Annotated in this window: 24 protein-coding genes; 23 read left to right on the top strand and 1 reads right to left on the bottom strand. The window is 52.5% G+C overall.

Translation table 11 applies throughout. The features are described from left to right. Positions 1-62 precede the first annotated feature (62 nt). Together KJS42_RS01920 and KJS42_RS01915 are read left to right on the top strand one after the other, a co-directional pair. A complete protein-coding gene (locus KJS42_RS01920; protein ID WP_193415120.1) occupies positions 63-512 on the top strand; it encodes a PH domain-containing protein in 450 nt (149 codons plus the stop codon). Positions 513-596: 84 nt separating this feature from the next. Beyond that, positions 597-1,064, top strand: a complete 468-nt coding sequence (locus tag KJS42_RS01915; RefSeq protein ID WP_213621798.1) for a hypothetical protein — start codon at positions 597-599, stop codon at positions 1,062-1,064. Positions 1,065-1,108: 44 nt separating this feature from the next. On the opposite strand, the gene KJS42_RS01910 is transcribed toward KJS42_RS01915, so the two are convergent. After that, a complete protein-coding gene (locus tag KJS42_RS01910) occupies positions 1,109-2,359 on the bottom strand; it encodes an RICIN domain-containing protein (protein WP_483311266.1) in 1,251 nt (416 codons plus the stop codon). 209 nt (positions 2,360-2,568) lie between these two features. Here KJS42_RS01910 and KJS42_RS01905 point away from each other — a divergent pair, with 209 nt between their 5' ends. The 21 genes from KJS42_RS01905 to KJS42_RS01805 all read left to right on the top strand — a co-directional run bounded on the left by KJS42_RS01905 (position 2,569) and on the right by KJS42_RS01805 (position 17,166). After that, positions 2,569-3,075 carry a GNAT family N-acetyltransferase gene (locus KJS42_RS01905; RefSeq protein ID WP_213621797.1) on the top strand — a complete coding sequence of 169 codons (507 nt, stop codon included), beginning with the start codon at positions 2,569-2,571 and terminating at the stop codon, positions 3,073-3,075. 20 nt (positions 3,076-3,095) lie between these two features. Then, complete coding sequence (locus KJS42_RS01900) at positions 3,096-3,617, top strand: GNAT family N-acetyltransferase (RefSeq protein WP_306433120.1); 522 nt, start codon at positions 3,096-3,098, stop codon at positions 3,615-3,617. A gap of 11 nt (positions 3,618-3,628) precedes the next feature. Next, positions 3,629-4,087: a DinB family protein gene (locus KJS42_RS01895; RefSeq protein ID WP_240908620.1), complete on the top strand. Its 459-nt coding sequence runs from the start codon at positions 3,629-3,631 to the stop codon at positions 4,085-4,087. A 22-nt stretch (positions 4,088-4,109) separates the two neighbouring features. Further along, positions 4,110-4,637: an RDD family protein gene (locus KJS42_RS01890; protein WP_213621795.1), complete on the top strand. Its 528-nt coding sequence runs from the start codon at positions 4,110-4,112 to the stop codon at positions 4,635-4,637. Further along, on the top strand, positions 4,634-5,203 hold the full coding sequence (locus KJS42_RS01885; protein ID WP_213621794.1) for a GNAT family N-acetyltransferase: 570 nt from the start codon (positions 4,634-4,636) through the stop codon (positions 5,201-5,203). Before KJS42_RS01890 ends, KJS42_RS01885 begins: the two co-directional genes overlap by 4 nt. An 84-nt stretch (positions 5,204-5,287) precedes the next feature. Further along, entirely contained in the window at positions 5,288-5,848 is a 561-nt protein-coding gene (locus KJS42_RS01880; protein WP_193415383.1) for a DEAD/DEAH box helicase family protein, read from the top strand. Positions 5,849-5,888: 40 nt separating this feature from the next. After that, the gene (locus KJS42_RS01875; protein WP_213621793.1) at positions 5,889-6,527 is read left to right on the top strand and encodes an alpha/beta hydrolase; all 639 of its coding nucleotides are present in this window, start codon (positions 5,889-5,891) and stop codon (positions 6,525-6,527) included. 38 nt (positions 6,528-6,565) lie between these two features. After that, positions 6,566-7,195, top strand: coding sequence for an NUDIX hydrolase (locus KJS42_RS01870; protein ID WP_213621792.1), 630 nt, complete (start codon positions 6,566-6,568; stop codon positions 7,193-7,195). Positions 7,196-7,198: 3 nt separating this feature from the next. Continuing rightward, a complete protein-coding gene (locus KJS42_RS01865; protein ID WP_213621791.1) occupies positions 7,199-7,642 on the top strand; it encodes a VanZ family protein in 444 nt (147 codons plus the stop codon). A gap of 127 nt (positions 7,643-7,769) precedes the next feature. Beyond that, a complete protein-coding gene (locus KJS42_RS01860) occupies positions 7,770-7,922 on the top strand; it encodes a hypothetical protein (RefSeq protein WP_213621790.1) in 153 nt (50 codons plus the stop codon). A gap of 29 nt (positions 7,923-7,951) precedes the next feature. Beyond that, a complete protein-coding gene (locus KJS42_RS01855; protein ID WP_213621789.1) occupies positions 7,952-8,404 on the top strand; it encodes a putative immunity protein in 453 nt (150 codons plus the stop codon). 28 nt (positions 8,405-8,432) lie between these two features. Beyond that, positions 8,433-8,894, top strand: coding sequence for a GNAT family N-acetyltransferase (locus KJS42_RS01850; RefSeq protein ID WP_213621788.1), 462 nt, complete (start codon positions 8,433-8,435; stop codon positions 8,892-8,894). A 19-nt stretch (positions 8,895-8,913) separates the two neighbouring features. Then, a complete protein-coding gene (locus KJS42_RS01845; protein ID WP_155605205.1) occupies positions 8,914-9,609 on the top strand; it encodes a response regulator transcription factor in 696 nt (231 codons plus the stop codon). Next, positions 9,606-11,117 carry a sensor histidine kinase gene (locus KJS42_RS01840; protein ID WP_213621787.1) on the top strand — a complete coding sequence of 504 codons (1,512 nt, stop codon included), beginning with the start codon at positions 9,606-9,608 and terminating at the stop codon, positions 11,115-11,117. Before KJS42_RS01845 ends, KJS42_RS01840 begins: the two co-directional genes overlap by 4 nt. A 442-nt stretch (positions 11,118-11,559) precedes the next feature. Next, positions 11,560-12,783 carry a WD40 repeat domain-containing protein gene (locus tag KJS42_RS01835; protein WP_213621786.1) on the top strand — a complete coding sequence of 408 codons (1,224 nt, stop codon included), beginning with the start codon at positions 11,560-11,562 and terminating at the stop codon, positions 12,781-12,783. A gap of 34 nt (positions 12,784-12,817) precedes the next feature. Continuing rightward, on the top strand, positions 12,818-13,537 hold the full coding sequence (locus KJS42_RS01830) for a stalk domain-containing protein (RefSeq protein WP_213621785.1): 720 nt from the start codon (positions 12,818-12,820) through the stop codon (positions 13,535-13,537). A 164-nt stretch (positions 13,538-13,701) separates the two neighbouring features. Continuing rightward, positions 13,702-14,154 carry a DinB family protein gene (locus KJS42_RS01825; protein ID WP_244868347.1) on the top strand — a complete coding sequence of 151 codons (453 nt, stop codon included), beginning with the start codon at positions 13,702-13,704 and terminating at the stop codon, positions 14,152-14,154. 91 nt (positions 14,155-14,245) lie between these two features. Then, on the top strand, positions 14,246-15,139 hold the full coding sequence (locus tag KJS42_RS01820; RefSeq protein WP_213621784.1) for a pentapeptide repeat-containing protein: 894 nt from the start codon (positions 14,246-14,248) through the stop codon (positions 15,137-15,139). Beyond that, on the top strand, positions 15,136-16,050 hold the full coding sequence (locus tag KJS42_RS01815) for an AraC family transcriptional regulator (protein WP_213621783.1): 915 nt from the start codon (positions 15,136-15,138) through the stop codon (positions 16,048-16,050). Before KJS42_RS01820 ends, KJS42_RS01815 begins: the two co-directional genes overlap by 4 nt. A 14-nt stretch (positions 16,051-16,064) precedes the next feature. Then, positions 16,065-16,415, top strand: a complete 351-nt coding sequence (locus KJS42_RS01810; protein WP_213621782.1) for a VOC family protein — start codon at positions 16,065-16,067, stop codon at positions 16,413-16,415. Positions 16,416-16,458: 43 nt separating this feature from the next. Then, on the top strand, positions 16,459-17,166 hold the full coding sequence (locus tag KJS42_RS01805; RefSeq protein WP_213621781.1) for a YjjG family noncanonical pyrimidine nucleotidase: 708 nt from the start codon (positions 16,459-16,461) through the stop codon (positions 17,164-17,166). Positions 17,167-17,201 lie beyond the last annotated feature (35 nt).

Here is a 17,201-nt window from a genome sequence, read left to right as displayed (position 1 = left end):
GGGTAAGGTTTGGATATAAATAGAAATTCCTGAAATTCAACCTGTATTGCAGGAGGGTTGCTATGCGATTCAAAACGAAACGAGATCCTTTGTTCACTGTCCTTTGGACGGCATTGATTTTGGTTGCAAATCTGGTGATTCTATGGCCGTTGCTTCTCGATCCGCAAGCATTAACGTCGGGAGGACTTGTGGGGCTAATCGTACCCGATGTGCTCGTGACCGCCTTGCTGGGGTGGCTCGCGATCGGTATCTCCTACGAGATCAAAGAGGATGTGCTGCTCGTTAAGGGAGGCATGCTCCGTTCCAAAATTCGATTCGAGGAGATTACTCGGATTACGTACCATCCGAATATCTGGTTAGGGTATCGACTCATCTCCTCGCGTGATGCGATTGAAATCCACTACCGAACCGGTGTCCTTGGCAGCGTCGTTATCTCACCGGCGGATCAAAAGCGATTCATCGAAGAGCTGATTCGGCGAAATCACTCCATTCAAATTGTGGATAGCCCTTGAGCGAAGGGAGGCAAGTCACATCGCCGGAAATCTTTTTTTGCTATGCTGGGTGAAAAGCAAGGGGAGAGAAGGTAGGCTTATCCTATGGTGCATATGTCCAGTTTACTCATCCCGGCAGCGGTGTTACTCCCAAATTTGTTGTTTGTGGTTTGGCCTCCGCAGCCCATACCCGGATTGAAAGAAACCAAACAAAGCCACATTTATCAAATCGCTGAAGGCATCGGACGAGTGGGTGTCGTGGTTCTCCCTTTGTTCTCGGCGATACGCTTGGAAGGGAGCCTTGAATGGATCGCTCTCGTGATGATGCTCCTGAGCTTAGGGTTTTACGCCAGCGGCTGGATTCGCTACCTTCGGAATGAACGGGAGTATCGTTACTTATACACGTCGATGTTGGGGATTCCGGTGCCGATGGCGGTCATGCCGGTCCTGTATTTCATGAGTGCCTCACTTCTGCTGCATTCTTATCCTCTTATGGCTTGCAGCCTAATTTTCGGGATCGGACATATACCAGCCAGCATCCGAAGCCAACGTTCCCTCCCGAAAATAAACTAACCTGAAAAGGGGCGGAAGCTCGGCCGCCCCTTTAAAGCTTCTGTTTAATTCACCTTCGTAAACATCCACTTCTGCGCGTCCGTGCCGTTATCCGTCCACTGTTGCACCGCTGCTCCGTCCGCCGTCGAAGCGCCGGACACATCCACCACCAAACCGCTGGCTTTGGATACCAGCTTGAAATATCCGCCGCCCGCATCAACGATACGCCAACGCTGAGCATCCGTACCATTATCCGTCCACTGCTGCAGCTGCACGCCGGTGGCTGTGCTTGCGCTTGGGACATCCAGCACCTTGCCGCTGTGGATGGCTGTCAGCTTGTAATATCCATCGCCTGTGCTATCCAGACGGAAACGCTGATTGCTGGCACTATAGTTGGTCCATTGCTGTATTTTGGCCCCGTCTGCAGTGGAGACATCAACCACATCCATCACCTTACCGCTAGCTTTAGAAGCGAGGGTATAGACTGCGCCGTTCTCAAGGGTAGGCGAAGTACCGACCTGGTCCTGATAGACGCGTACATAATCCACCAGCATTTGCGCGGGGAATGGCGTGGACCCGTCCGGGCTACCCGGCCAGTTGCCGCCGACTGCAAGATTCAGCAGCAGGAAGAACGGCTTCTGAAATTCTTCCGTGTTCCCGGTTCCGTTTGCGATATAGAACTCATTATATTGGATACCGTCCACGAACCAGCGAATATAACTCGAGTCCCATTCAACGGTGTACGTATGGTATTGAGAAAAATCTAAATTGCCTGAAGTCCGGCCGTAAGAGGCGTATCCGTTCGCGTCCCAATGCACGGTGCCGTTAACAACCGCGTTATGGTTTACGCGTTCCATAATGTCGATTTCGCCGCAATAAGGCCAGTTAACGGAAGTGATGTTCTCGCCCAGCATCCAGAACGCCGGCCAAAGGCCTTGTCCGGTCGGAAGCTTGATTCGGGCTTCGATTTTGCCGTAAGTGAAGCTCTTTAAGCCTTGGGTTTTGATTCGCGCGGATGTGTAGTTTCTGCCTCCGTAATTTTCCTTCTGGGCGGTGATCACCAGATTGTCGCCGGTAACTTGCAGGTTTTGCGGACGGTCGGTGTAATACTGGAGTTCGTTATTTCCCCAACCGTTCGTACCGGTGCCCATTTCGGGTGTCCAGTAAGCACGATTGAGAGAGGAACCATTAAATTCGTCGCTCCAGACCAGTTTCCAGTTTGGAGCCGCGCTTGAGATTTGGGGTGCAGGCACAAAGACGACCAAGAGGGTGAGCAGCAGAAAGAGGAGAATCGGTTTACCGCGTTTTAGCATCATGAATTCGCTCCTTTCAAAAATTGAATGGGTTGGGCTAACCTGCCACGTGCGATGTTCATACTAAACCGGTTTCGATTATTATGATAGCGCTATCATTACATAGATTACCATTTAAAGGTTAGTTTTACAACACCTATTTTGGAAGGTTTTTCAAATGGATACGGTTCTGGTATTCTTGTATCAACCCATGAAAGAACGGGAGGAATCGTATGGAGCTGCGGATATTGGAGGCGTCAGATGCTGTGATCTATCAGACCCTTCGTTTGAGAGGTTTGCAGGATCATCCGGAAGCCTTCGGATCAACTTACGAGCGGGAAGCGGCTTTTTCGACTGACACGGTGGCGGATCGCATCAAACCCAGCGAAGACCGATTCGTGCTGGGCGCGTTCGACGAAGATGGGACGTTAACGGGCATCGTTACCTTTGTTCGGGAAAGCTCCCCCAAAACACGGCATAAAGGAACTGTATTCGGTTTGTACGTCACGCCCGGAATGCGGGGCCAAGGAATAGGTCAGGTGCTGATGCAGGAGCTCCTATCGAGAGCTAAGCAGTTGGATGGGCTGGAACAGCTCAATCTAGCGGTCGTATCTACAAACGGGAGGGCTCTCAAACTCTACGAATCGATAGGGTTTCGGACCTACGGAACCGAGCGAAGAGCCTTGAAATGGGACGGCAAGTATTATGACGAGGATGATATGGCGTTAAAACTGAACTGAATGGGGGACGGAGGATGCTAATGAACACGGAACGTCTGCAGATCAGGGAATTTATGTGGGAGGACGAGCAGGCGGTTCATGCTTATGCTTCTGATCCATTGGTGGTGGAGCATATGCTCTGGGGACCGAATTCGGAGGAAGATACGCAGGATTATTTGAGACAAGTGATCCAAAAGCAGGAGCAACTGCCGCGGGTAGCGTATGAACTGGCAGTGGTCATCCGTGAGACCGGTCAATTGATTGGGGGGTGCGGCTTGTTCCTGGAGGGGTACAGGCAAGCCGAGCTCGGGTATTGCTTCAATCGGACATTTTGGGGGGAAGGGTACGCGACGGAGGCGGCCAAGTTCATGGTACGCATGGGCTTCCGCGAGCTGGGACTGCACCGGATCTATGCGACCTGTCGGCCGGATAATGTGGGTTCCGCTAAAGTGATGCAAAAGCTCGGGATGCAGTATGAAGGGCATTTTCGGGAACATCGCTGGCACAAGGGAAGTTGGCGGGATTCGTATCAGTATTCCATTTTATCAAGAGAGTTTGATTAGGGGGATCGGGGATGTCAATGCAAGCAGTCAAAGATGACCTTTTGAGCCAATTCCGCGCGTGGACAAGTTATGTCCGGGACATCGAGCCATTGGATTGGGCGAAGCCCGTTAACGAAGGGAAGTGGTCTGTCCACGGGTTGGTCAGCCATTTGATGATGTGGGACAAATATTTCTGGGAGAGGGCTATCCAGCCCATCTCGCAGGATCAGCCCCTTTCGTTGCAGGAGCTGGATTTTGACGAATTTAACCGTGAGGCCGTGGAGTTTGGGCACGCGAAATCAAAATCGGAATTAATCGAGCTTGCCGTGTATTATCGCTGCTTGATCCTCGAGGCGATTGAGGGCATGGATGAGGCGATGCTTAACCGAACCTACGGGGAGTTTACGTTTGAATCCTATCTGCGCGATTTTATTTGGCATGATCAGCATCATCGGAGTCAAATCGAAGAACGTAAAGCGTATCTTGTATAAAAAATGAATCGGAAGGTGAGACATGAAACTCGCCTTAAAGAGATTATTGGCTTACTGGATTGATTTCATGATGCTGGCTGCCGTTTTGGTCGCTTTGCAGGGGCTGGTGAACGCTGTGTTTTCCGGCTTTCCCTTTGCCTATTTCGACAAGGGGATCGAAGTTGAGCTCTGGGTGCTGGGTACGATGTCTTTGCCCGTATGGGGTTACTTCATCCTGATGGAGCGACGTTATGGACAGACGCTCGGCAAAAAATGTCTGGGTTTGCGCGTCACGGACGATCAAGGCAAGCCGATCCATGTTGGGCAGGCTTTGGTCAGAACGGCGGTGCGTCTGTTTCCCTGGGAAATGACCCATGGGATCATCCTGGTGCCCGAACCCTGGTGGAGTGTGGAAATACCGGCCCACCCGGGCTGGATTTACCTGCCTAACGGTATCCTGTTGATTTATCTTGTGATATTATTTTCCACTAAGGGAAACCAGACTTGCCACGACGTTGTCGCCGGCACGAAAGTGATCGAAAGAGCGGAGAGAAGGAGAGATAACCGATGAAGTATTTCAAGAAACTGGAGGGATCCAGGTTGTATCTGTCCCCCGTGAATCCAGAAGACGTAGAGACCTATACCCGGTGGATCAATGATCTTTCCGTGTCTGTCAGACTGGGGAATTCCAGAGAAGTGTTTGGGCTGCAACGAGAACAAGGCTTGCTGGAGGACATGGTCAAAGAGGGCCAAAATTTTGCGATCGTTAGGATGGACGATGACCAACTGCTGGGAAATTGTTCCTTGTTTGCTATGGACTCGATTCGCCGGGTCGCGGAGGTCGGGATCTTCTTGGGAGATGAGGACCAACGGGGGCAGGGTTATGGAACCGAGGCGTTGCAGCTCATTTGCGAATACGGGTTCAAAGTCTTGAATCTCAACAATATCATGCTGCGCGTATTTGAGTTCAATCAACCGGCCATCCGATGTTACGAAAAAGCTGGGTTCCGCGTTTTCGGCCGCCGATCGCAAAGCTATTATATGAATGATACGTACTTCGATGAGATTTATATGGAAATGCTGCGGAGCGATTGCAAGACCACCTATCTGGATGCCAAGCTGCCCCGACGCAACTAACATCCCATAGTACTTCAAGACGACCCGGCCTTCCTGTGTGCGACGAGCCGGGTCGAACTCTATACGGAGGGGAAGATGGTGCAGATGAAGCTTGTGATTATATTTGGCCCGCAGGCGGTAGGAAAGATGACGGTAGGCCAGGAGCTGGAGAAGCTTACTGGACTGAAGTTATTTCATAATCATATGACGATTGAGCTGGTCTCGCATTTTTTTGATTATGGGTCTCCCGCCGGCAAACGGCTGGTTGGTTTGTTTCGGGAGGAAATCTTTGAAGAGGTAGCGAAAAGTGACTTGCCCGGGCTGATTTTTACCTATGTCTGGGCGTTTGACCTCCCGTCTGACCGGGAATATGTTGAACATATCCGCCGGATTTTTGAATCCCAGGGCGGTGAAGTGTTCTACGTTGAATTGGAGGCCGATCTGGAGGAACGGCTGATCCGCAACCGCGATCCGCATCGTCTGCTGCATAAGGCAAGTAAAAGAAATCTGGCGCGCTCCGAAAGGGATCTACTTCAAACCATGGAGAAACATCGATTGAACTCCTTGGACGGTGAGATAGGAGAAGCTAATTACATCAAAATCAACAATACCGCCTGTTCCCCGGACGAGGTGGCAAGAATCATCCAGGAGCGGTTTCAGCTGTAATCGTGTTGAAATTCCCCTATAGTCGAGAGGAGCGGCAAGCATGAAAGCAACCCTTCTGAAATTTCCCTCCCATTGGAATGCAGAGATCAACGTAAGATACGTTCAGGTTGCAGATTCCAATCGGAAGTTGGTCGTCTTGTTCCCCGGGAAGAATTACTCTTGCGAGAAGCCGACGCTACACTATGCCGGTCTTGCTGCCTGGGAGTGCGGATATGATATCCTGGCGCTGGAGTACGGTTATCAGGCAGCCCGAAAGGAGCTGGAATATCGGGAGATTCCGAAGGTCGTCGAGGAATGCGAACACGCGGTGCGTCAACTGAACGGCAATTATGAAGAGATGGTGTTCATCAGCAAAAGTCTGGGCACGGTCGTGGCCGGGGAAGTCCATCGCAAACTGGGCGCTGGAGCGGAAATCCGGCATATTTACTTGACGCCGATTCCCGATACGTTGCCGTATATCCATGAAACTCGAGCGGTTGTGGTTTACGGCACAAAGGACGACTTGTTTCCTGCTGAAATGGCAAGCCGCATGAAGGCATCAAGCCGGCTTCAGGTTGTGGCCATTCCAGGAGCCAATCATGGCCTGGAGATGGAGCGGGCGGAGGAAAGCTTGGAGATTTTGCGCGAGCTCACCGTGTTATATAAGGATATTCTTCTCGAGGCGGAATATCGGCCATGAGAACAGGGGCATGAGAACGAATCGACTTGGAGGACAACATGAGCGAAACCGAAATTTTTGACTTCTACACCATAGAGATGAGGAAGCTGGGCACCGCCTCCAGACAAGAGGTACATACAAAAGGTTTGTGGCATCAAACCTTTCATTGCTGGATTATGAAACGGGATACCAAGGGCGAAATCGATCTCTTGTTTCAACGGCGTCATGTGAATAAAGACGTGTTCCCTTCGCTCCTGGATACTTCCTGCGCAGGACATCTCCAAGCTGGAGAAGAAGCAAGGGACGGAGTCCGCGAACTGGAAGAGGAGCTCGGACTAGCGGTACCGGTTGAGGATCTGACCTATATCGGCAAGGTAGCTCAGGAGCATCTAATTTCCCCCCATTTGATCGACCGTGAGTTTAACCATGTATTTCTCTACGAAAGCGAACAGCCTTTGGTCGATTACCGCATCCAGGCCGAGGAACTGACGGGGCTTTATTGGGTTAGCTTGCGAGACTTTCAGGAGTTGCGCTGTGGGGATCGCGACCAACTGACGTCAACCGGAGTTTACGTGGATGACCCCAGCAGGACCCTGATGGAAGAACAGGCCACATGGCGTCTAACGGATTTTACGCCCAATTCGGACGAGTACTATCAATTGTTATTTGACCAGATCGGAAAGAGGTAGCGCATGGTGAAACCTCAGGATAGGCGGTGGGTTGCCTTCGCGCTGGTCGGATATTCCTTGCTGCTGATTTACTGGATGTTGTTCGGTTTCGGCCGAGAACCGCATGATACCTATAGGTACAACTTGAAGCCTTTATTTACGATCCGCCAATTTCTTCGTGCAGGTGATTTTATGTCAGCCCGATGGCTCGTGAATATGATCGGGAACATCGGCGTGTTTATCCCTTTTGGTCTCCTGATGCCCATGGTGTTCGGAGGGAAGCTGCGGAAAGAGATTTCTCTTTTTCTGCTGGGAATCGTGATCCTTGAAATCTTGCAGCTGGTACTGAAGAGAGGCAGCTTCGACGTCGACGATATGATTTTGAACACGGCGGGTTTTCTACTGGGCTTCGGCATATATAAACTATATGACAGGATGCTAAGCAAGCCGAATAAGCGAAGGACGTGATATGGTTGAATAAGGAAAAAGCCTGCTTTACGCCTTTTTGGTTGGCATTGGATTTTGCCTGGTTCCTTTTGCGGCCTCGGATTTTTTTCTGTTTCGTTTCATTTTCGGTTTTGTTCGTTGTTTGGGTATGGTCGTAACGATCTTTGCCGGTTTCTTTATCCTAACGGAATCCTATCTTCATCTCAAAAAAATATACGGCAATCTCATCCAAACGCTGGTCATCTCCGCTGCAGTGATTTTGGCGCTCGTTTTTATTTTCTATTGGGGGTTGTTCAACTAGCTGTGTTTGGGGAAAGGAGAAAAGCCACGTTGAAATCCAGGAAGTTTGTCGACGCGAAAATCAAGCGGTCCATCGCGGATCATGCGGAGCAAACGGATCAGCGGACGTTGGCGTTATGGGCAGCGGAATGCGCGGAGCGCGTGCTGACCTGCTTCGAGGCGGAGCGGCCAGGGGATTTGCGGCCACGCAAGGCGATCCAAGCGGCCCGCGCCTGGGTGCGCGGCGAAGTGAGCATGGCCGCGGCGCGTGCGGCAGCGTTTGCGGCGCATAACGCGGCCCGCGAAGCCAGCCATGCCTCCGCCAGTGCAGCGGCCCGAGCCGCCGGTCATGCGGCGGCGACCGCGCATGTGGCGGAGCATGCGCCGCATAGCGCCACCTATGCCGCCAAGGCATTGGCTCTTGCCGCGGACGATGCGGACACCGCCAAGGCAAGGATTGAGCTGGAGCGGCAGTGGCAGCTCCGCCGGCTGCTAGACTATTGAATTCATCATCTAACAAGGAGATGCACCAATGAATCATACACCCGTCAGCGTTTATGAAGCGGAACTTGGACATCTGGAGCAATTAGCCCGGCTGTTTGACGAATATCGCTTATTTTATGAACAAGCCTCGGACCTGGAAGGAGCCCGGCTGTTTTTGGAGAGCCGGCTAAGCCGGAGCGAATCCGTCGTTTTCTTGGCGGTCGAGCCGCTCAGTGGGAAGGCAGTTGGGTTTACGCAGCTATATCCTTCCTTTTCGTCCATTTCGATGAAACGAATTTGGATTTTAAACGATTTGTACGTACAGGAGGAATATCGGAACCAAGGCGCGGCGAAGCTGTTGCTGGAAGCAGCAAAATCCCATGCCCGGGATACGGATGCCAAAGGCTTGGAGCTGTCGACGGCTATGACCAACGCCCGGGCTCAGCGATTGTATGAAAAAAGTGGATACGAGCGGGATACGGAGTTTTACCATTACTTTCTAAGCTTGTAGTACAAAAAGGAGTTGTCGCATGACCAAAGTGCTTGTAGTGGATGACGAAGCGGGCATCTCCGGAGCAGTGTCCTACGCACTGCGACGCGAAGGGTACACGGTGGAGACGGCGGCGGATGGGGAAGAGGCGCTAGACCGGGTCGATTCGTTCCGACCGGAGGTCATGGTACTTGATGTCATGATGCCCAAGCTAAGCGGATACGAGGTATGCCGCAGACTGGAAGGCCGGCCGCAGCGGCCGGCGATTCTTTTGTTGACGGTTAAGAACGACATCGTCGACAAAGTGCTGGGCCTGGAGCTTGGGGCGGACGATTATATGACCAAGCCGTTTGATATGCGAGAGCTTGTCGCCCGAGTTAAAGCGCTTGCGCGACGCGGCTTACAGACAATCCCCGGGACTCCCAATGAGGATCGGGAGCTCGTTCGATTAGGTGAACTTACGATTCACTTACTCAATCGGACGGTTTATGCTGGCGGTACCCTAATTGACCTGACGCCAAAAGAATTTGATTTGCTGGCGCTCTTCGCCGAACATCCCGGGCGGGTGTATTCTCGGGAAGCGCTGTTGGAGCAAGTGTGGGACATGGATTTCGCCGGAGGCACGCGAACGGTCGATATGCATGTGCAACGACTGCGCAAGAAGCTGGGTCAGTGGAACAATGTGATTCAAACCGTGTACGGCATTGGCTATAAAAGTGCGGAGCAACAGCCATGAAACGACGGACTTGGCGATTTGGCCTCAAAGGGAAGGCAGCGGCGCTTCTCGCTATTCTGCTGGCTGCCGTCATCGCCGTCCTTAGCGTCCTGGTGTTGGCAGGCATCCGGGAGGACCAGCGCGAGCGCCTGGAACAAACGTTGGCCGCAGAGGCAGAGTCCGCGAATCTCCGGGTTCGCCAGGAAGTGCTGACGAGCGGTTCGCCCGCTCCGGATGCGTTCATGGAGCAAAGCGGCCAAGGTCTTGCCGTCGATTTGGGTGCCGAAAGCGGCTTGCCGGTCACACTCTATAAAACCGACGGGTCGCTTGCGGGCACCTCGTTGCCGTTTCAGCCCAAGGTGGATGTCCAGGATGCGCTAAGTTATACAGCAAAAGGGCGATCTGCCTATATCACGGAAGGCGATCAGCTATTGTATTTAGCGCCTCTTTATGCATTCGAACAGCAATCGGTGGGAACGGTGCAATTTCATGTGTCCCTCACGGAACAACAGGCTTTTTACGAGCGGATTCGGCGGTTGTTCTGGCTCGCGGGTGTGACGGTGCTGGTTGGGGGATTTCTGCTCGGCTACCTCTTTGTCTGGCGACAAGCTCATGTAATCACGCGGTTAAACCGCGCCGCAACGCGGATAGGAGAAGGGGAGTACCTACGTGAGCCTACTGTCCAACGGAAAGATGAGCTTGGGGAACTCGCGCAGGGGATCTATGAAATGAGCGGAAAAATCGCGACCACCCACACCCAATTGACCGATGAGAAAAGCAAGCTGCTTGAGGCGGTTACCCGTTTGCAGGAGCTGGAGCAGCAACAGAAACTGTTCATCGGGAACATCAGTCACGAACTGAAAACCCCGCTGACCTCAATTCTCGCTTACGCCGATCTGTTGGATATGTATCGGGACGACCCGGCGCTCCTGGAGGAGGCGGCTCGGCATATCGGGATGGAAGCCGAGCGATTATACGCGCTTGTTGAGAAATCGTTGAAGCTGTCTTCCATGGACGTCTACGAGTTTGAAACACATGCCTCCTCGGTCGACCTGAAGCCATTGCTTACGGAAGCGGCGTTACGCTTGCAAGCGAAAGCGGAGAAGCAAGGCATCGAACTGGTCACAACCTTGCAGGATGGCAAGGTCTGGGCCGATTCGGATAACGTGATGCATATGGTGATGAATCTTTTGGATAACGGCGTGAAATACAATCAACCCGGCGGCAAAGTATTTCTATCCAATAAAGCGATCTCAGAACCGGGCGGTCCGGGGCGGATGCAAATTACGGTGAAAGATACCGGCATCGGCATCCCACCGAAAGCGTGGCCTCGCATCTTTGATCCGTTCTTTACCGTCAGCAGCGACAGAGCCAGAGTTCATGGAGGGACAGGCCTTGGCCTGCCGCTAGTTCGCAGCCTCGCAGAGAAGCAACGGGGTTCGGTGAAACTAACCGCATCCGGCCCCGAGGGATCGACGTTTGTCATCGAATTGCCGCTTGAGCGTCCTGATCCTCAGGATGGCGGCTAATTCAGCCGGTTTCAGCCCAGACTTAATCGAGGTCCGGGCTGTTTGGCATGTCGTCGGGTCCGGCGGCAAGGTGAAAGGAGCAACTGCAAAAGTGCATTTGATTTCTAGCCCCAGTGCCAGTTTCGAGCTAGTCAAATGTAAAAGTGCATCCGGTAGGAGCTGATTCTAACTTTAAGGACGTTTTGGGCAAAAATAAACTGCACTTTTACATCTGAAAGACGATTTATCGACATCCGCGGGCAAATTGCCTGCACTTTTGCATCTGAAGGCCACTTACCGAAATTCGTGTGCATATCGCCTGCACTTTCACATTTAGCAAAGACGTTACAAGAACGTTACAAGTCGGATATTTTTATGTGATAACTCTTTTCTATACTTAGGTCAACAGGGGAAACCGAAACGCTTCGGAGCTCCTGTGGCACTAACGCGGGAGGTACCTGTGATGAAGCATCACGCTGGGAAGTACGGGTTCACGCTGTTGGCTGCAACGCTGTTGTCCATCGCCTTAACGGCATGTCAAGCAACCGGAGACCGGCTGACGGTCGTGGACCCTGGTGCCACTCGCCAATCCGGGCAGCAGACGCCCGTCCGAGGTGGAGCGAATGAAGCCAAAGCCAAGCGACAGTTAACGATAGTTCACACGCCGGGGCAACCGGCTAGCCGAGAGGTAACCGTTGCTGGAACGCATAAGATTGAAGCCGCGAGCATTCAATCCTGGATTTCAGAAGACGAGGTGGCAATCGAAACGATCCGACTCGTCAAAGCCGGGACGGCGACTGAGGAACCTCAATACGAGTACGCGACTTCAATCCTGAACCTGGTGAATGGCCATACGCGCAAACCCGCGGGAGAGGAGGGACAGCAAATGGACGGCTATATGCTCGTGAAAGAGACCTTGTCACCAAACGGGGGGTACAGCTTTATTCAAAAATGGAAGGACAAATATACTGCCGACAATTTCGTGAAAGATCGCGGGACGGGCGAAACGATTCAAATCCCCGGGGACAACTACTTGGAACTGGGTGGCTGGCTTAACGAGAATACGTATGTTTTGGCCGCCGGTTCTATGAGTGGGCGCGGAGAGATCCGGCAAATCTCTGCGGCGGATGGGAAAGTGACGAAGCTTCCGCTGGAGGATCCTGACGTTGAGGTATTTACGCAGTTTGGCGTCAGTCACGGCCGAATCTACTATACCGACAACCACCAGGTATTGAAGGTGTTTGATCCGGGGCAGACGAAGCCGGTCAGCTTAATTCGCGACGTATGGGATTTCCAACTCTCACCGAACAGCCAATATATATCCGTGTCTACGGTTACCCAATCGGGAGCGTTTCAAGGCAGCGAACTGCTGATCTACGACTCGGCCGGCACCCTCCAGGGTACGCTTATCGGCAAAGGTGACCTGATCTCCTACGTATCTTGGACTCCGGAGTCCGACAAACTGGCGTTCGACGTGTATACCGAGAAGAAACCGGGTATGAACGGGGTGTATCTGTTCGACACGGGTTCAGGGCAAGTGTCGCCGCTCGCTCCCTATTACGCGTCCACGGAGCCGCTCCCCCATCCGGTATACCCATTAAGCTGGAGTCCATCGGGTAAACAGCTGGGTATTACGGTGGATGATCCTACAACGCTGCTTGTCACTCAAGTCATCGAGTTTAAGTAATTGAAAAGAACATTGTGAGGAGAGGAATAACCATATGAACAACAACATGAAAAAATCGATCTTGGCTTTCGCTGTAGTGGGCATGACCTTTACCGGAGCCGCAGGAGTCTTCGCAGGAACGCAATTGCAGAAAATCACCGCTTATTTAAATCACCAAATCGGCATCCAGGTTAACGGTCAAACCTACGCCCCGGTTGACGGGCAAGGGCGTCAGTTGGCGCCAATCACTTACGACGGAACGACGTATTTGCCGGTACGGGCATTGGCGGATGTGCTGAAGGTTCCGGTGAATTATGACGCTACCCGCCATCAGGTGCAAATCGGGAGCAAAGCTCCGGAAACCCCGGAAATCCCTGAATCCAATACAGATTTGATCACTGTAAACTATACAAAAGCCCAGTTGGAGGAGATCATCAAAGCGTTCGCCAAATTCGAATCCTTCGAAACGCCATATGCGCCCCAACAAATGGCTAAAGGGGATGGCTTTAAGCTGGTGAGCGCCTCGGATGATGGCGTGAACTTGATTTTTATTCATATGACGGTTTCGATATCCCCGCGGGATTATGCTTACGAATACGAGGGAAAAACGATCACCTTGTCGAACGGTGTTCAAGCGAAATGGTACACTCCGTCTGAAACGCCGATGCTTTCCTTCAAGTTGGATGACCGTTTCGTGACGCTAAGCTCGCCGGATGGCAAAATAAGCCAAACCCAGATGGAGAAGGTAGCCGTCACTGTTGCGAAGTTGAAATAAACTCTTTAGGGATCTCGGAAGGTCTGTCGGAGCAGGAGTTCATCCTGTTACGACAGGCCTCTTTTGATTAGGCAAAGGTTAGCAAATCGGCATTTACTTCCAGCTGTATTCTGGCCTAATATGGAGTTATTGGTTACGTTATCGAATCGAGGAGGGGGAGCGGGATGATCAAATCGTTTGATCAATTGGAGCTTTTGTTGGCGGAGTTTTCGAGAGTCGTGAGCGCCATGGACGAGGCAAGCTTTGTGAATAAACCGTCGCCGGAGAAGTGGTCGAAGATGGAGATCCTCGGGCATTTGTGCGATTCGGCGGCAAATAACCATGTGCGGTTTATGCGGATTCTGACGACGGATGAGCCGATCACAATTGATGGGTACGCGCAGGATGATTGGGTGAAACGCCACGGCTATCAGCATTACTATCACCGTGAGGAGCTTCTCCTGTTGTGGAATCAACTTAACGGGTTGATCCTGAATGCGCTGCGTAGTGCCACCGAATCGGATGGAGCGAAACGATGTGTGCTCACCGACGGTACCTCGCTAACACTTGACGAATTATTTGAAGATTATATCCGGCATGCGGAGCATCATCTCGGACAAATTCACGATATTCGTTAAGGGAATAAAACTAGGAAATTCCTTTGATTTTCCCGGTTCCTTGTTTATATTAGATACACAACCTTGAAGAAGAAAAGAGAGGAATTTCGTTATGCCTGAGAACTTAACGACCGGGGAAACAGCTTACGGGCAACGCCGATTATCGCTGCGAGCCGATTGCGACAATTGCTTTGGCTTGTGTTGTGCCGCCTTGCCCTTCGCCGCATCGGTGGACTTCGCTGCGGATAAGGCGGCAGGACAGCCTTGCGGACATTTGCGGGAGGATTTTCGCTGCGGGATTCATGGCAGACTGCGGGAGCAGGGCTATCGAGGCTGTACAGTCTATGACTGCTTTGGCGCAGGGCAACAGGTCTCACAGGTGACTTTCGCTGGGGTGAGTTGGCGTCAAGCGGCGGGATCTACTAAGCCGATGTTCGAAGTGTTCCCGGTGATGTGGCAGCTGCACGAATTGCTCTGGTACCTGGACGAAGCGTTAAGTCTATCCCAGGTAAATGATTTGCATGATCAGTTGCGCTTCGCCTATGACGAGACTGAACGGCTCGCTTACGCCGGTGCGGACGATCTGCTCGCCTGTGATCCGGCAGCTCATCGTGCCAAAGTCAACGAGCTGCTGCTGGAGGTGAGCGAGCGCGTCCGTTCCGAAGCGCTCCGACAGGCCAAGTCGTCACCTGGACGCCGCAGAAACTTTGGACGCGGCGCTGACTTGATCGGCGCGAAGCTTCGGGGGGCCGACTTACGTGGTGCCCTCCTGCGAGGCGCCTATCTGATCGCCGCCGATTTGCGGGGAACGGACCTCTGCGGTGCCGACTTGATCGGTGCAGATCTGCGGGATGCCGATTTAAGAGGTGCCAATCTGTCTCAGAGCTTCTTCCTTACCCAAGCTCAAATCAACGCGGCTAAAGGGGACTCGGCTACGAAGCTACCGCCTCTCCTCCAACGGCCCTCCCATTGGGAGGGGGCTCCGGGGAGGATTGAAGCGGGATGAACGATTATCAGGAAAGAGTTAACCAGGTCTGCGCACACATCGATGCGCACTTGGATCAGAAGCTCAGTCTGGATCAATTGGCCGAAGTCTCCCATTTTTCCAAATATCATTTCTCGAGGATATTTGCATCAGTTACAGGGCGTACGCCGTTTGCGTATATCGCTCAGCAGCGATTAGCCCAAGCTGCCACTTATCTGCGGGAATCTCCCCTCCCTGTGCTGGAGATTTCCCTGCGATGCGGATTTGAGTCGGCCTCAAACTTCAATGCGGCATTTAAGAAGTACTACGGCCAAACACCAACCGAGATGCGCGAACAAGCACGGCAGGATCGCAATATTTCGCTATCAGACCGCAATCCCGAGGAGGCCGGTCCGGCGCCGAGCCCTTATGATCAAACTGTAAAACACAGTTTATTGAGGAGGGTTTGGCAAATGCAAGCAACCATTGAAGAGCTTCCCTTGATGGAAGTAGCGTACGTAAGGCATGTGGGCAGTTATCTGGAAACCTATCGCGCTTGGGCGAAATTAGGCATGTGGGCCGCGGAACATCGTCTGTTTCCGCCGGGGCAATCTTATATCGGCATTTCACTGGACGATCCCGCAGTGACTGAGGAAGAGGAATGCCGGTACGATGCCTGTGTGACCGTTCCAGAAGGGTTAAGCCAAACGGATACGCCGCCGGAGATTCAGTTTCAGACGCTGCCGGGAGGACTTTATGCCAAGTTTTATTTCTATGATACAACGGATAAGCTTGCGCTTCTGTACCAGAGCATTTTCGGTAACTGGCTGCCGGACAGCGAATACGACCCGGACGACCGGTACTGCCTGGAGTTCAGCATGAACGATCCGGCTCAGGATCCCGAAGGCAAGGCCAAGGTGGACTTATACATTCCGATCAAAACAAGGGCGTGAAGGGAGAGGTTTATTTGAATCCGATCAGCAATCAAATCGGGGCGGTGTTTCTTCCGGTCAGCGACATTGAACAGGCCCGGGACTGGTATTGCGGCTTACTAGGGCTGCCGGTCGACGGAGAAGTTCTGCACGGCCATTTATACGTGCTGCCGATGCAGGGGGCTGGCTTGGTGCTGGACAGCAAAATCTATGCCAAAGACAAGACGTTTCGCGTTCCTGCGTTTCATTTCAACACGCATGACATTACGGAAGCTTACGCTTATATGAAGGAGCGGAACGTGGAATTGGTTACGGGGATCGAGAATAATCATTGGTTTAATTTCAAGGATCCCGACGGGAATCTGCTGATGGTCTGCCAATGCTAGGCGATGCTTTACGATAACTTAGAAGGCAACAGGAGGAGCACCATTGACTTATACGCATATTTTATTCGACGCGGACGATACGTTATACGATTATCCGAAGGCGGAGAGCCATGCCTTAACCCGGACGCTTACGGAGGCAGGCATTGCTTGCACCGATGAGGTGATGGAAGCCTATCAAGCGATTAATCAGCAGCTGTGGCGCGACCTTGAACAAGGGCTTGTTACGCAGGCTGCGCTTCGGACGGAGCGGTTTGCTCGGCTGGTGCAGGAGCTGGGTCTGACTCCCCGTTTCGAGGTGGCAGAGATCAGCGAGCGTTATCTGGAGTTGCTCGGAGAAGGTATATATCTAATCGACGGCGCTTACGACATCTGCCGTGGTTTGAACGAAGCCGGTGTTCACCTGGCAATCATCACCAACGGGATTAAGAAGGTGCAGACAAACCGGATCGCCGGTTCGGAATTGTCGGGGATGTTTGAGGCAATCATTGTGTCCGAGGATACGGGATATCAGAAGCCGCATCCGGGTATTTTCGATTATGCTTTTGAGCAACTGGGGCTTCGGCAGGCGGACAAAAGCCGAGTGTTGATCGTTGGAGATTCGCTGACTTCTGACATGAGGGGCGGCCAAAACTACGGCATCGACACCTGCTGGTTTAACCCGTTCCATCGCCCGAATACGCTGGGCCTGAAGCCGACTTACGAGATTCGCAGCCTGGCGGAACTCATAATGCTGGCCGGAGTCGACCACTGACGGGTAGCTCTTGCCCGCCGGGGCATTGAAGCTCT

The organism is Paenibacillus sp. J53TS2, from assembly GCF_018403305.1.
Lineage (GTDB): Bacteria > Bacillota > Bacilli > Paenibacillales > Paenibacillaceae > Fontibacillus > Fontibacillus rhizolycopersici.
Note: the sequence above shows the minus strand (reverse complement) of the source record. Positions and strands in the feature narration are given on the sequence as shown.

Excerpts from the sequence above, each read along its gene's own strand:
- KJS42_RS01920 (WP_193415120.1), top strand. The coding sequence starts at position 63 with ATGCGATTCAAAACGAAACGAGATCCTTTGTTCACTGTCCTTTGGACG.
- KJS42_RS01915 (WP_213621798.1), top strand. The coding sequence starts at position 597 with ATGGTGCATATGTCCAGTTTACTCATCCCGGCAGCGGTGTTACTCCCA.
- KJS42_RS01910 (WP_483311266.1), bottom strand. The coding sequence starts at position 2,359 with ATGATGCTAAAACGCGGTAAACCGATTCTCCTCTTTCTGCTGCTCACC.
- KJS42_RS01905 (WP_213621797.1), top strand. The coding sequence starts at position 2,569 with ATGGAGCTGCGGATATTGGAGGCGTCAGATGCTGTGATCTATCAGACC.
- KJS42_RS01900 (WP_306433120.1), top strand. The coding sequence starts at position 3,096 with ATGAACACGGAACGTCTGCAGATCAGGGAATTTATGTGGGAGGACGAG.
- KJS42_RS01895 (WP_240908620.1), top strand. The coding sequence starts at position 3,629 with ATGTCAATGCAAGCAGTCAAAGATGACCTTTTGAGCCAATTCCGCGCG.
- KJS42_RS01890 (WP_213621795.1), top strand. The coding sequence starts at position 4,110 with ATGAAACTCGCCTTAAAGAGATTATTGGCTTACTGGATTGATTTCATG.
- KJS42_RS01885 (WP_213621794.1), top strand. The coding sequence starts at position 4,634 with ATGAAGTATTTCAAGAAACTGGAGGGATCCAGGTTGTATCTGTCCCCC.
- KJS42_RS01880 (WP_193415383.1), top strand. The coding sequence starts at position 5,288 with ATGAAGCTTGTGATTATATTTGGCCCGCAGGCGGTAGGAAAGATGACG.
- KJS42_RS01875 (WP_213621793.1), top strand. The coding sequence starts at position 5,889 with ATGAAAGCAACCCTTCTGAAATTTCCCTCCCATTGGAATGCAGAGATC.
- KJS42_RS01870 (WP_213621792.1), top strand. The coding sequence starts at position 6,566 with ATGAGCGAAACCGAAATTTTTGACTTCTACACCATAGAGATGAGGAAG.
- KJS42_RS01865 (WP_213621791.1), top strand. The coding sequence starts at position 7,199 with ATGGTGAAACCTCAGGATAGGCGGTGGGTTGCCTTCGCGCTGGTCGGA.
- KJS42_RS01860 (WP_213621790.1), top strand. The coding sequence starts at position 7,770 with ATGGTCGTAACGATCTTTGCCGGTTTCTTTATCCTAACGGAATCCTAT.
- KJS42_RS01850 (WP_213621788.1), top strand. The coding sequence starts at position 8,433 with ATGAATCATACACCCGTCAGCGTTTATGAAGCGGAACTTGGACATCTG.
- KJS42_RS01845 (WP_155605205.1), top strand. The coding sequence starts at position 8,914 with ATGACCAAAGTGCTTGTAGTGGATGACGAAGCGGGCATCTCCGGAGCA.
- KJS42_RS01840 (WP_213621787.1), top strand. The coding sequence starts at position 9,606 with ATGAAACGACGGACTTGGCGATTTGGCCTCAAAGGGAAGGCAGCGGCG.
- KJS42_RS01835 (WP_213621786.1), top strand. The coding sequence starts at position 11,560 with ATGAAGCATCACGCTGGGAAGTACGGGTTCACGCTGTTGGCTGCAACG.
- KJS42_RS01830 (WP_213621785.1), top strand. The coding sequence starts at position 12,818 with ATGAACAACAACATGAAAAAATCGATCTTGGCTTTCGCTGTAGTGGGC.
- KJS42_RS01825 (WP_244868347.1), top strand. The coding sequence starts at position 13,702 with ATGATCAAATCGTTTGATCAATTGGAGCTTTTGTTGGCGGAGTTTTCG.
- KJS42_RS01820 (WP_213621784.1), top strand. The coding sequence starts at position 14,246 with ATGCCTGAGAACTTAACGACCGGGGAAACAGCTTACGGGCAACGCCGA.
- KJS42_RS01815 (WP_213621783.1), top strand. The coding sequence starts at position 15,136 with ATGAACGATTATCAGGAAAGAGTTAACCAGGTCTGCGCACACATCGAT.